Here is a 12737-nt window from a genome sequence, read left to right as displayed (position 1 = left end):
GTGCGAATACAGCAAGAAATCGTGTCAGCCGGCACGAGAACTGCGCACGGGAAATCCGGCAGGGGCTGCGGAGGCTCCCGGGGCCGCCGCGGGGCTCCCGGAGGCCGGGCCGTGCCGTGCCTTCGTGATCTTCGGGAGGCATGCTGGGCGACGTGTCCTCACTGTCACCCGTGCCGCAGCAGTCCCAACCGACCCCGCCCGTCCCGCACATGGTGGTGTGCGGCGACGACTCCCTGGCCCACCGGCTCGCCGTCGAACTGCGGGAGGTGTACCGCGAGCGGGTCACCCTCGTCGTCCCCTCCGTACGCGACCCACGCGGGCCCCGCGTCCCGCAGCCGGCCCGCGGCGGCCTGGGCCGGGCCGGCGCGTTCCTCGGCCGGATGACGGCCGCGGTGGGCCGCACGAACGCCCCGGACGGGACGAGACCCGCGGACGGCCCGGCCGCGCCGGACGACACGGAGGAGGCCGGGCCGGTACGCGTACTGGAAGCGCCGGAGCCCGACGACGAGACGCTCACCGAAGCGGGCGTCGAGGAGGCCGGCGCGCTGGCCCTGGTCTACGACGACGACGAGACCAACATCCACGCCGCGCTGCGCGCCCGCCGGATGAACCCCCGGCTCCGGCTGGTCATCCGCCTCTACAACCGCCGCCTCGGCCAGCACCTGGAGGAACTGCTGGACCAGGCGGCCGCCGTGGTCTGGTCCGACAGCTCCGACATCGACGCCTCCACCACCGTCCTCTCCGACGCCGACACGGTCGCGCCCGCGCTCACCGCCACCGCCGTGGCCGGCACCAGCAAGGTCATCGAGGTCGACGGGCTGCTGCTGCGGGCCGTGGAGCACACCCCGGGCGCGCCGTCACCGCCCCGCGCCGCCGGCCGCAGCCTCGCCACCCTCGCCCTGCTCTCCCCCTCGGCATCGGACGACACGGCGCACGAAGGCGGCCCGGCGCCGGAGCCCGCGCCGCCCCCGCCGGGCGGCCGCTCCCGGCACGGCGGCCGCAATGCCCACCGGCGCGCGGCCGACGACGACGGGCCGACGCTGCTGCCCGACGACGCCACCGCCGCGGCCGCCGCCGGGCGCGCCACGATCGAGCTGGAGACCGTCTCCTACCGCGGCCGCCGGCCGTCGGCCCGCCGCCTCGTGGGGCGCGGGGCGCCGCTCGGCTCGCTCTTCTCGCGGCGGCTGCGCTGGTCGATAGCGGGCCTCGTCGGCGCCGTACTGACCCTGGCCGTCGTCTCGACGCTGGCCACCGGCGACGACCCGCTGCACGCGGCGTACCTCTCCCTCCTCGACCTGTTCGCGATCAACGAGCCCGCGATCAACGAGGGCCCGGCCCGCAAGGTGCTGCAGCTGCTGTCCGGCCTCACCGGTCTCCTGCTGCTGCCGGTCCTGGTCGCCGCCGCCTTCGAAGCGCTCGGCACCTTCCGCAACGCCGCCTCGCTGCGCCGCCCGCCGCGCGGCCTCTCCGGGCACGTCGTCCTCCTCGGCCTCGGCAAGGTCGGCACCCGCGTCCTGGCCCGGCTGCGCGAGCTGGGCGTCCCGGTCGTCTGCGTGGAGGAGGACCCCGAAGCGCGCGGCATCCCGCTGGCCCGCCGGCTGCGGGTGCCGACCGTCCTCGGCGACGCCACCGAGGACGGCGTGCTGGAGGCGGCCGGGATCGCCCGCGCCCGTACGCTCCTCGCGCTGACCAGCGAGGACGGCACGAACCTGGAGGCTTCGCTGTACGCCAGGTCGGTCAAGCCGCAGCTCCGGGTGACGCTGCGGCTCTTCGACGACCGGTTCGCCACGGCCGTCTACCGCACCCTGCGCGCCGCCCACCCCACCGCCGTCACCCGCAGCCGCAGCGTCTCCTTCCTGGCCGCGCCCGCCTTCGCCGGCGCCATGATGGGCCGCCAGATCCTCGGCGCCGTCCCCGTCGAGCGCCGGCTGCTGCTCGTCGCCCACGTCGACGTGCGCGGCCAGACCGAGCTGGTGGGCCGCCGGGCCGACCAGGTGTTCCGGGCCGGGCGGCTGCGGCTGGTGGCCGTCAACATCGGGGCCTCCCCGGACCCCGCTGAGGACCCGGAGACCATGCCGGGCCCCGGCGGGCAGCGCTGGGAGCCCGCCCGGCTGGTCCGCGACCTGCCGCCCGGCTACGTCCTGCGGCCCCAGGACCGCGTGGTCATCGCCGCCACCCGTGAGGGGCTGGGCGAGCTGCTCGGCCGCCGTCCGGGCCCCGCCGGGTCCCGGCAGAGCGGATCTGCCGGAACCCGGCAGGATTGATAGCGTCCTGCTGTCCGGGAGTCGGCAATCAAGGCCCCGGAACCGGTCGCCCTCGGGTGCCGGGACGAGCGGTGGCAGGGAGCACGACAGGTGGAGCGCGGCGCAGCGGAACCGCACGGCCTCGGCGAGTACGCCGGCCTCCTCGCGGAGGTGTCCAGCACCGGGCGGCTGCTCCGCCGCGAGGAGCTGGACGTCCTGCGCGAGCGGGGGGAGCGGTCCGCGGAGGAGGGCCTGAGCCTGCGCGAGCTGGTGGGCCGCTATCTGGGGGAGACCCGCAGACTGTGGGGCTCGCTGCCCGGAGTGGCGCGGGCCGCGGGGGCCGGCGAGCGGGCCCGTACCGGAGACGCGCTGCTCGCGGCCGTCGAGGCGGCCGTCGCCGCGCTCGGCGAGGGCCACGAGCGGGCGCAGCGGCTCGCGGTCCGGCAGGAGGAGGCCGCCCGCCGCGAATTCGTCGACGACCTTCTTTACGGGCGCAGCGACCTCGGCCGGCTCGCCGAGCGCGCCGAGCGCTTCGGACTGCGGCTGGCGGGGGAGCACGCGGTGGGCGTCGCGGAGGGCCCGGAGCGCTTCGACGACCTGCACCCGGTGGCCCGGCGCGTGGAGCGCGAGCTGCTGACCCGCTTCGGCGACCGCGACGTGCTGATCGCCACCAAGGGCGGGCGGCTGGTGTGCGTGGCGGCGGGCGGCCGGGACGGCGCCCTGGACGCCTTCGCGAAGTACGCGCGCGCCGACGGGCCCGGCGGGCACGCCGCGCGGCGGGTCGCGCTCGGCCGGCCGCACGCCGGCGCGGGCGGCGTGGTCACCTCGTACGAAGAGGCACTGGGCGCGCTGGAGCTGGCGGCCCAGCTGGAGCTGGCCGAGCCCGTGCTGCACGCGGCCGACCTGCTGGTCTTCCCCGTCCTGCTGCGCGACCGGGCCGCCATGGCCGACCTGGTGCGCAGCGTGCTGGGGCCGCTGACCGAGGGGCGCGGCGGCGCGCGGCCGCTGCTGGAGACGATCTGGGCGTGCGCGGCGACGGCGTACGTCAACGCCGAGGCCGCCCGCCGGCTCCAGGTCAGCGTGCGCACCCTGTCCTACCGGCTGGCCCGCATCAAGGAGCTGACCGGCTACGACCCGGCCGACGGGCTGCAGCGCTACACGCTGGAGACGGCGGCGATGGGCGCGCGCGTACTGGGCTGGCCGGACCGGCCGCTGTAGTTCCCCCGGACGTCCGGTCCGCACCGGCCTCCTGCGGGCCGTCCGACGGGGCAAGTGCCGGTCGGTGAGCCATCAAAATCGCGTAAAGATTGCCGGGAACCGGCAATGTGCCGAGGCCGTGGCGAATGCCACCATCGGGGCGCACCGGCGGGTGCACGGCGGGCGGCGCAGCATCAGGGGTCTGCGCGCCCGCCGGGCCGTCCGCAGCGGATCGGTTGTCCCCACCCTCGACGGGGGTGAGGGTGTGGACACCCCGCTCCGGGCAGGCAGTTCCGCCGTTCGGGTGAGCCGGGACGGCTCCGCGACCCGCCTTCCGGTACCGCCGAACAACGGATTCCGTACCCCCTGCGGAGCCCCCGGACGGCCGTGCGGACCAGTCGGGCGGCATCCCCGGCAGGTGCATTGCCCCCACGGGTGGCGGGTGGGCGACGGCCTTGACGAAGGCTTAGCATCCTCTGCGTGTCCAAACTGACCGACGTGCCCAAACGCATCTTGATCGGGCGCGCACTGCGCAGCGACAAGCTGGGAGAGACCCTTCTCCCGAAGCGCATCGCACTCCCCGTCTTCGCCTCCGACCCTCTCTCCTCCGTGGCGTACGCGCCGGGGGAGGTGCTGCTCGTCCTGTCCGTGGCAGGCGTGTCGGCGTACCACTTCAGCCCCTGGATCGCCGTCGCGGTCGTCGTGCTGATGTTCACGGTCGTGGCGTCGTACCGGCAGAACGTGCACGCCTACCCGAGCGGCGGCGGCGACTACGAGGTCGCCAACACCAACCTCGGCCCCAAGGCCGGCCTCACCGTGGCCAGTGCGCTGTTGGTCGACTACGTCCTCACCGTCGCCGTCTCCATCTCCTCCGGAGTGGAGAACCTGGGCTCGGCGATCCCCTTCGTGGTCGAGCACAAGACGTTCTGCGCCATCGCCATGATCGTCCTGCTCACCCTGATGAACCTGCGGGGCGTGAAGGAGTCGGGCAAGCTCTTCGCCATCCCGACGTACATCTTCGTCCTCGGCGTCTTCGGCATGATCCTCTGGGGCGCCTTCCGCGGCCTGGTCCTGGGCGACTCCATGAAGGCCCCCACCGCCGACTACACCATCCACGCCGAGCAGGGCGGCCTCGCGGGCTTCGCGCTGGTCTTCCTCCTGCTGCGCGCGTTCTCCTCCGGCTGTGCGGCGCTCACCGGCGTCGAGGCGATCTCCAACGGCGTGCCCGCCTTCCGCAAGCCCAAGTCCAAGAACGCCGCCACGACGCTGGCGCTGATGGGCGGCCTGGCCGTCACCATGTTCTGCGGCATCATCGTGCTGGCCATGACGACCGGCGTGAAGATGGCCGAGAAGCCGGCCACCGACCTGCTGCACAACGGTCAGCCGGTCGGCGCGGGCTACACCCAGAACCCGGTGATCTCGCAGGTCGCGGCCGCGGTCTTCGGAGACGGCACGCTGCCGTTCATCATCCTGGCCGCCGCCACCGCGCTGGTCCTCTTCCTCGCCGCGAACACCGCGTACAACGGCTTCCCGCTGCTCGGTTCGATCCTCGCGCAGGACCGTTACCTGCCGCGCCAGCTGCACACCCGCGGCGACCGCCTCGCGTTCTCCAACGGCATCGTGCTGCTCGCCGGCGCCGCGGTGATACTCGTCTACATCTACGGCGCCGACTCCACCCGGCTGATCCAGCTGTACATCGTGGGCGTCTTCGTCTCCTTCACGCTCAGCCAGATCGGCATGGTCCGGCACTGGAACCGCCACCTGACCACGGAGAACGACCCGGCCAAGCGCCGCCGGATGCACCGCTCGCGCGCGATCAACGCCTTCGGCGCCACCTTCACCGGCCTGGTGCTGGTCGTCGTCCTGCTGACGAAGTTCAGCCACGGCGCCTGGGTCGCCCTGCTCGGCATGGTCATCTTCTACGTCACGATGACCGCGATCCGTAAGCACTACGACCGGGTCGCCGACGAGATCGCCGCCGCGGACTCGCCCGACGACGAGGTCGCCCGCCCCTCCCGCGTGCACTCCATCGTGCTGGTCTCCAAGGTCCACAAGCCGACCCTGCGGGCCCTGAACTACGCCAAGCTGATGCGCTCGGACACCCTCGAAGCCGTCAGCGTGGACGTCGACCCGGCGGAGACCAAGGCGCTGCGCGCGGAGTGGGAGCGCCGCGGCATCGAGGTCCCCCTGAAGGTCCTGGCCTCCCCATACCGGGAGATCACCCGTCCCTTCATCGAGTACGTGAAGTCGCTGCGCAAGGAGAGCCCGCGCGACGCGGTCTCCGTCTTCATCCCGGAGTACGTCGTCGGCCACTGGTACGAGCACCTGCTCCACAACCAGTCCGCGCTGCGCCTGAAGGGCCGGCTGCTCTTCACCCCGGGCGTCATGGTCACCTCCGTCCCCTGGCAACTGGACTCCTCCGAGGCCGCCAAGGTCCGCGCCCGCAAGCGCGCCGAGTGGAACGCGCCGGGCTCGGTCCGCCGCGGCCCGGTCGCCGCACCGAAGAAGGAGAAGGCGGCCACGAAGAAGTAGCGGCCGCGCTCTGCTGATCACCTGGTGGTCAATGGGGTGGTACGGCGGGACGTAGACTTGAAGGCTGTTGTCCCGCCGCACCACCCCTCGTTTTTTGGAGCTCACTCGCCATGCCGGAAGAACCGAAGAAGTCCCTGGTCGGCGAGGAGTACGAGGTCGAGGTCGGGCCCGTGGCCCACGGCGGCCACTGCATCGCCCGTACGGACGAGGGCCAGGTCCTCTTCGTACGCCACGCCCTCCCCGGCGAGCGCGTCATCGCCCGAGTCACCGACGGTGACGAGGGCGCCCGCTACCTCCGCACCGACGCCGTCGAGATCCTCTCCCCCTCCAAGGACCGGGTCGAGGCCCCCTGCCCCTTCTCCGGCCCCGGCCGCTGCGGCGGCTGCGACTGGCAGCACGCGAAGCCCGGCGCCCAGCGCCGCCTCAAGGGCGAGGTCATCGCCGAGCAGCTGCAGCGCCTCGCGGGCCTGACCCCCGAGGAGGCCGGCTGGGACGGCACGGTCGTGCCCGCGCCCGGCGACAAGGTCCCCGCCGGCGAGGTACCGGCCTGGCGCACCCGCGTCCAGTACGCCATCGACGACGAGGGCCACGCGGGCCTCCGCAAGCACCGCTCCCACGACGTCCAGCCGATCGACCACTGCATGATCGCGGCCCCGGGAGTCTCCGAGCTGGGCATCGAGAAGCGCGAGTGGCCCCAGATCGCCACGGTCGAGGCCATCGCCGCCACCGGCTCCCACGACCGCCAGGTCATCCTCACCCCGAAGCCCGGCGGCCGCCTCCCCATCGTGGAACTGGACAAGCCGGTCTCCGTCATGCGCGTCGGCGAGAAGGACGGCGGGGTCCACCGCGTCCACGGCCGCCCCTTCGTCCGCGAACGCGCCGCCGAGCGCACCTGGCGCGTCGGCAACGGCGGCTTCTGGCAGGTCCACCCGCAGGCCGCCGACCTCCTGGTCGAGTCGGTCATGCGCGGCCTGATGCCCAAGAAGGGCGACATGGCCCTCGACCTGTACTGCGGCGTCGGCCTCTTCGCCGGCGCACTGGCCGACCGCGTCGGCGACAAGGGTGCCGTCCTCGGCATCGAGTCCGGCAAGCGCGCGGTCGAGGACGCCCGCCACAACCTCGCCGACGTCGACCGCGTCCGCATCGAACACGGCAAGGTCGACCAGATCCTCCCCCGCACCGGCATCACCGACGTCGACCTCGTCGTCCTCGACCCGCCCCGCGCCGGCGCCGGCCGCAAGACGGTCGAACACCTCGCCTCCCTCACCCCCCGCCGCATCGCCTACGTGGCCTGCGACCCGGCCGCCCTCGCCCGCGACCTCTCCTACTTCGCCGCGGCAGGCTACGTCCCCAAGCGCCTCCAGGCATTCGACCTGTTCCCGATGACGCACCATGTGGAGTGCGTGGCGATTCTGGTGCCGGCGGAGAAGGCTCGCTGACCTGCGGCTTCATACCGCGGCAAGCCGGATGCCCGGCACTGCCGGGTAAGTTGGCCGGATGGATGTCCTTGCGCTGTGCGGCAGTTTGCGGAAGCGGTCACTGAACGGTGCGGTGTTGCGGACCGCGGTGGAGCGGTGTGTGCCGCCGCATGAGGTGCGGGTCGGGCCGGATCTGGGGCGGCTGCCGTTCTTCCGGCAGGACGTGGAGGAGAGCGGGGCGCTGCCGCCGGAGGTCGTGGAGCTGCGGGAGCGGGCCGGGGCCGCGGGCGGGGTGCTGATCGCGACGCCCGAGTACGCGAACGGCACCTCCGGTGTGCTCAAGAACGCCCTGGAGTGGTTGGTCGGCGGCGGGCAGCTGTACGAGAAGCCGGTGGCGCTGGTGAGCGCGTCCCCGTCCGCGCTGGGCGGCGACCGTGCGCAGGCGTGGCTGCGCGAGACCCTCACGATGATGGGGGCGCGGCTGGTCCCGGACGGGCTGCTGATACCGCAGGCGACCGTCAAGGTCGAGGACGGCCGGCTGGTGGACGGCGTTACGGTGAAGGAGCTGGACGGGCTGCTGGCGCGGCTGTACGAGTACGAAGCGGGCTGACCCCCCTGTACGAAACGGGCCGAGCGCCTGCGTGAATGGCGCGTTAGTGGTGTGTTAGTGGGTCATCAGTGGGACTCGGCAAGGTAGTTGGTGCGGTTACCGAAGGGACCGTACGTACCGACCCGGTAAGGGGAATTCCATGTCGCACCACACCCGTCCGCGCCGCGGCCGCAAGGCCGCCACCGCCACGCTGATCGCCGCCGCGGCCGCCCTCGCGCTCACCGCCTGCCAGGACGACGGTTCCGGCGTGAAGTCCGGAGCCCCGGCCGCGCCGTCCGCCGCGTCCGATTCGGGATCGGCCTCGGGGTCGGCTGCGGATTCCTCCTCGGCCGCCTCCGGTTCGTCGTCGTCCGAGGCCGGCTCCCAGCCTCCCTCCGGCCAGGCCCCGAAGGGTACGGCTGTGCGTACGGCCTCGGCGCGTACCGCCGCCTCCGCGTCCGCCGACACCTCGTCCGACCGCTGTACCGCGGAGGAGATGGGCCTGCGGCTGGGCCGCGCCGACGTCGGCGCGGGCAACATCCGCTACCCGCTGGTGTTCACCAACAACGGCAAGAGCACCTGCACGCTGCGCGGCTACCCCGGCGTCTCGCTGATCCAGCGCGACGGCCAGATGATCGGCCGCCCCGCCACCCGCGAGGGCGCGGCGGGCAGGGCCGTCACCCTGAAGCCGGGCGGCAGCGCGTACGCCGTACTGCACACCATCCAGGACGGCCTGAACGACAAGCCGTGCTGGAAGAGCCCGTACCTCCTGCAGACCTACCCGCCCGGCTCGAAGGACGCGATGACGCTCCGTACGTCCGAACTGCGGGTATGCGGCGGCGAGTTCAGCGTGACGGCGCTGGAGCCGGGCACCGGCCTGTGAAGCGCCCCGGCGGAACGCCGAGGACGCGTTTGAAGTGCCGGGTGAGGTGCGGCTGGTCGTGGAAGCCGGCGGCGGCCGCGGCGTCCCGCGGCGCCATCCCGTCGAGCAGCAACCGCCGGGCGGTGTCGACGCGGCGCGCCGTGAGGTACTGGTGCGGACTGATCGCGAACTCCCGGCTGAACGCCCGTACGAGATGCGTCGGATGGGCGTGCAGCAGGCCGGACGCCTCCCGCAGGGTCAGCCCCTCGGCGAGCCGCGCGTCGAGCAGGTCGCGCAGCTCATGGGCGAGTCCGGGAGCCGCGGCCGGTGCGGCGGGACCGCCGCGCCGCTCCAGGTGGAGCCGCAGCCGCTCGGCGATGAATGCGAGCCGGCTCTCGGACTCCAGCTCCTCGCCGGGCAGCACGAGGGCGTCGTGCAGCCGGTGGACCCGGTCGCGCAGCGTGGCGTCCTCCAGTACGGGCGCGTCGACCGCGAGCCCGATGTACTCCTCGCCGAGGCCCGCCGTCTCCGGTTCCAGGTAGAGCACGCGCTTGCGGAAGCCTTCCGGCGTGGCCGGCGAGCCGTTGTGCGGCACGTGCGGCGGCAGCAGCGTGACGCCGGTGCGCAGGGCGCCGTGTTCGTGCCGGTCCAGGTCGTAGCGCACCATGCCGTCGTCCACGAGGAGCAGCGTCCACGCGCCGTGCGTGTGCAGGGGATAGGCGTGGCCGGTCAGGTGTGCGTGGTAGACCTCGGCGATGCCCGTCACCGCCGGGCGCCAGGCCCTGACCTGTGGCGGGGCCTGTGGCTGCGGGCGGCGGACCATGCAAAGAACGTACAAGACCGGACCCGGGAGGGGCCGGAACAATCCACGATATGGAAACACCGAACACCGGCCTGACCGCCACCTCCGCGGACGCGTCCGCACCCGTCCGCTTCGACACCAAGATCGCCGTGCTGCTCCGCGAGGACCTGGAGACCTGGCAGCGGCTGAACGTCACCGCCTTCCTCGTCAGCGGTCTCGGTACCGAGATCCCCGACGTGATCGGGGAGCCGTACGCGGACGCCGACGGCAATGACTACCTGCGGATGTTCCGCCAGCCCGTGCTGGTCTTCGAGGGGACGAAGGAGACGCTGACCGCCGCGCACGGCCGTGCGCTGAGCCGGGGCGTCGCCCTCTCGGTGTTCACCTCGGACCTCTTCGCGACCGGCAACGACCGGGACAACCGGGCCGCCGTACGGGCGGTCGGCCGGGATCAGCTCGATCTGGTGGGCCTGGCCGTGTACGGGCCGAAGAACGCCGTCGACAAGATCGTCAAGGGTGCGCGGATGCACCCGTGAGACACGGCTCTCACGGTACGGGCAGCGTCCCGCCGATCCGCAGCGTCAGATCCCGGGCGGTACGGGCCACCTGCTCGGCGATGGCCGCCTGCTGGTCCGCCGGCACCTCGGTGGCCGGATAGGTCACCGCGACCCCCGCGACCGGGTGCGCACTGTGGTCGAGCACCGGCGCGGCGACCGAGGAGAAGCCCGGGGTGACCTCGCCCTCCTCCGTGGCGTACCCGCGCCGCCGCACCTCCACCAGCAGGTGGCGCAGCGCGGAGAGCGAGCCGGGGCCGATGCCGTGCCGGACGACGAACGCGGACACGTCCGGGAACAGCGCGCGGACCTGGGGGCCCGGCAGCCGCGCGAGCATGGCCCGGCCGCTGGCCGTCAGGTGCGCGGGCAGCCGCACGCCGACCTCCGTCACCAGGGGCGCCCGCCCCGGCGCCCGCTCCTCGATGACGTAGATGACCTCGCGGCCGTGCAGCACCGCGAGGTGCGCGCTGTGGCCCGTGCGGTCGACCAGCGCGGTGAGCGGTGCGCGGGCCAGCCGCTGGAAGGGGGCCTGACGGCTGTACCCGGAGGCGAGTTCGAAGGCGCTGACGCCGAGGCCGTACCGGCGCTCGTCCGGCAGGTGCACCACGAAGCCGTCCTGGGCGAGCGTGTCGAGGAGGTGGTACGTCGTCGAGCGGGGCAGGCCGACGTCCCGGCTGATCGCCGCGGCGGGTACGGGGCCGAGCTGGCCGGCGAGGTAGCGGAGGATCGCCAGGACCTGGGCGGCTGCGGGGACGATTGCCATGCGGCGAGGGTAGCCGCGGGTGGACGGGGGCTCCCGCCGCGGGGGCTTGCGTCCGTGGCGCCGTGCCGCGCCGCTGTGGTTGCTCGCGCAGTTCCCCGCGCCCCTGAAGGGCGCTCCCTGACGGGGCGCCCACCAGGTGTCTGGGATACCAGACACAAAGCAGGTTGCGGGCATGGAACAGAGGGTCTGACCTGGTGCTTCATTGAGGCATGTCTACTGTTGTTATCGACGTCGGCGCGCTTTCCGCCGACGATGTGGTGGCCGTCGCCCGCCACGGCGCCCCCGTCACGCTTTCCCCTGCGGCGCAGGAAGAAATCTCCCGCAGCCGCAAGGTCATCGAGGCCCTGGCCGACGACGTGACCCCGCACTACGGTGTCTCGACCGGCTTCGGCGCCCTCGCCACCCGGCACATCCCCACCGAACTCCGCGCCCAGCTCCAGCGCAGCCTGGTCCGCTCGCACGCCGCCGGCTCCGGCCCCGAGGTCGAGCGCGAGGTGATCCGCGCGCTCATGCTGCTGCGCCTGTCCACCCTCGCCACCGGCCGTACCGGCGTCCGCCTGGAGACCGCCGAGGCGTACGCCGCGCTGCTCAACGCCGGCATCACCCCGGTCGTCCGCGAGTACGGCTCGCTCGGCTGCTCCGGCGACCTCGCCCCGCTCGCCCACTGCGCGCTCGCCGTCATGGGCGAGGGCGAGGTCCGTGACGCCGACGGCGAGCTGCGCCCGGCCGCCGAGGCGCTCGCCGCCGCCGGCATCGAGCCGGTCACCCTGCACGAGAAGGAGGGCCTCGCCCTCATCAACGGCACCGACGGCATGCTCGGCACGCTCGTCCTGGCCGCCCACGACCTGCGCCGCCTGCTGGCCACCGCGGACATCAGCGCCGCCATGAGCGTCGAGGGCCAGCTCGGCACGGACGCCGTCTTCGCCGCCGACCTCCAGGCCCTGCGCCCGCACCCCGGCCAGGCCGACAGCGCCGCCAACCTGCGCGCCGTCCTCGCCGACTCCGCGATCGTCGCCAGCCACCGCGGCCCGGAGTGCACCCGCGTCCAGGACGCGTACTCGCTGCGCTGCTCGCCCCAGGTGCACGGCACCGCCCGGGACACCCTCGGCCACGCCGAGCTGGTGGCCTCGCGCGAGCTCGCCGCCGCCGTCGACAACCCCGTCGTCACCCTCGACGGCCGCGTCGAGTCCAACGGCAACTTCCACGGCGCCCCCGTCGCCGCCGTCCTGGACTTCCTCGCGATCACCGTCGCCGACGTCGCCTCGATCGCGGAGCGCCGCACCGACCGCTTCCTGGACGTGGCCCGCAACCACGGCCTCAACGCGTTCCTCGCCGACGACCCCGGCGTCGACTCCGGCCACATGATCGCCCAGTACACCCAGGCCGCGATCGTCTCCGAGCTCAAGCGCCTCGCGGCGCCCGCCTCCGTCGACTCCATCCCGTCCTCCGCCATGCAGGAGGACCATGTCTCCATGGGCTGGGCTGCGGCACGCAAGCTGCGCAAGGCGATCGACGGCCTCACCCGCGTCCTCGCGATCGAGATCCTCACCGCGGCCCGCGCCCTGGACCTCCGCGCCCCGCTCACCCCCGCCCCGGCCACCGCCGCCGTCGTCGCGGGCCTCCGCACCGACGTGCAGGGCCCCGGCACCGACCGTTACCTCGCCCCCGAGATCGAGGCGGCCGTGCAGTACGTGGCCTCGGGCGAGGCCCTGCGCGCCGCCGAGTCGGTCGCCGGCCGGCTCCGCTGACGCCCGGCCACTCCACACTCCGAAAGGAC

The 12737-nt window shown here is 73.5% G+C and carries 10 protein-coding genes; 8 read left to right on the top strand and 2 right to left on the bottom strand.

Annotated elements, in window-relative coordinates; translation table 11 throughout:
• Positions 1–140: 140 nt before the first annotated feature.
• The 6 genes from ACIGXO_RS07265 to ACIGXO_RS07240 all read left to right on the top strand — a co-directional run bounded on the left by ACIGXO_RS07265 (position 141) and on the right by ACIGXO_RS07240 (position 8862).
• Positions 141–2264 (top strand): NAD-binding protein, encoded by a 2124-nt coding sequence (locus ACIGXO_RS07265; RefSeq protein WP_399781568.1) that lies wholly within the window; start codon positions 141–143, stop codon positions 2262–2264.
• Positions 2265–2354: 90 nt separating this feature from the next.
• Positions 2355–3461: a PucR family transcriptional regulator gene (locus ACIGXO_RS07260; RefSeq protein ID WP_399781566.1), complete on the top strand. Its 1107-nt coding sequence runs from the start codon at positions 2355–2357 to the stop codon at positions 3459–3461.
• Positions 3462–3920: 459 nt separating this feature from the next.
• Positions 3921–5972, top strand: coding sequence for an APC family permease (locus ACIGXO_RS07255; RefSeq protein ID WP_399781563.1), 2052 nt, complete (start codon positions 3921–3923; stop codon positions 5970–5972).
• 110 nt (positions 5973–6082) lie between these two features.
• Entirely contained in the window at positions 6083–7411 is a 1329-nt protein-coding gene (locus ACIGXO_RS07250) for a class I SAM-dependent RNA methyltransferase (protein ID WP_399781560.1), read from the top strand.
• A gap of 58 nt (positions 7412–7469) precedes the next feature.
• The gene (locus tag ACIGXO_RS07245) at positions 7470–8000 is read left to right on the top strand and encodes an NADPH-dependent FMN reductase (RefSeq protein WP_399781557.1); all 531 of its coding nucleotides are present in this window, start codon (positions 7470–7472) and stop codon (positions 7998–8000) included.
• A gap of 139 nt (positions 8001–8139) precedes the next feature.
• Positions 8140–8862 carry a DUF4232 domain-containing protein gene (locus ACIGXO_RS07240; RefSeq protein ID WP_399781554.1) on the top strand — a complete coding sequence of 241 codons (723 nt, stop codon included), beginning with the start codon at positions 8140–8142 and terminating at the stop codon, positions 8860–8862.
• Here the strand turns inward: ACIGXO_RS07240 and ACIGXO_RS07235 are convergent.
• On the bottom strand, positions 8825–9664 hold the full coding sequence (locus ACIGXO_RS07235; protein ID WP_399781551.1) for an AraC family transcriptional regulator: 840 nt from the start codon (positions 9662–9664) through the stop codon (positions 8825–8827). The two genes, ACIGXO_RS07240 and ACIGXO_RS07235, sit on opposite strands and share 38 nt — an antisense overlap.
• 50 nt (positions 9665–9714) lie before the next feature.
• Here ACIGXO_RS07235 and ACIGXO_RS07230 point away from each other — a divergent pair, with 50 nt between their 5' ends.
• The gene (locus ACIGXO_RS07230) at positions 9715–10179 is read left to right on the top strand and encodes a DUF2000 family protein (RefSeq protein WP_399781549.1); all 465 of its coding nucleotides are present in this window, start codon (positions 9715–9717) and stop codon (positions 10177–10179) included.
• A 10-nt stretch (positions 10180–10189) separates the two neighbouring features.
• Here ACIGXO_RS07230 and ACIGXO_RS07225 read toward each other — a convergent pair whose 3' ends face one another.
• Positions 10190–10960: an IclR family transcriptional regulator gene (locus ACIGXO_RS07225; RefSeq protein ID WP_399781546.1), complete on the bottom strand. Its 771-nt coding sequence runs from the start codon at positions 10958–10960 to the stop codon at positions 10190–10192.
• A gap of 209 nt (positions 10961–11169) precedes the next feature.
• Between ACIGXO_RS07225 and hutH the strand changes: the two genes are divergently transcribed.
• Positions 11170–12708, top strand: a complete 1539-nt coding sequence (hutH, locus tag ACIGXO_RS07220) for a histidine ammonia-lyase (RefSeq protein WP_399781543.1) — start codon at positions 11170–11172, stop codon at positions 12706–12708.
• The last annotated feature ends 29 nt before the right edge of the window (positions 12709–12737 follow it).

The organism is Streptomyces sp. NPDC053542 (genome assembly GCF_044544685.1).
Lineage (GTDB): Bacteria > Actinomycetota > Actinomycetes > Streptomycetales > Streptomycetaceae > Streptomyces.
The sequence above is the reverse complement of the archived record's forward strand: the minus strand, read 5'-3'. Positions and strand labels throughout refer to the sequence as shown.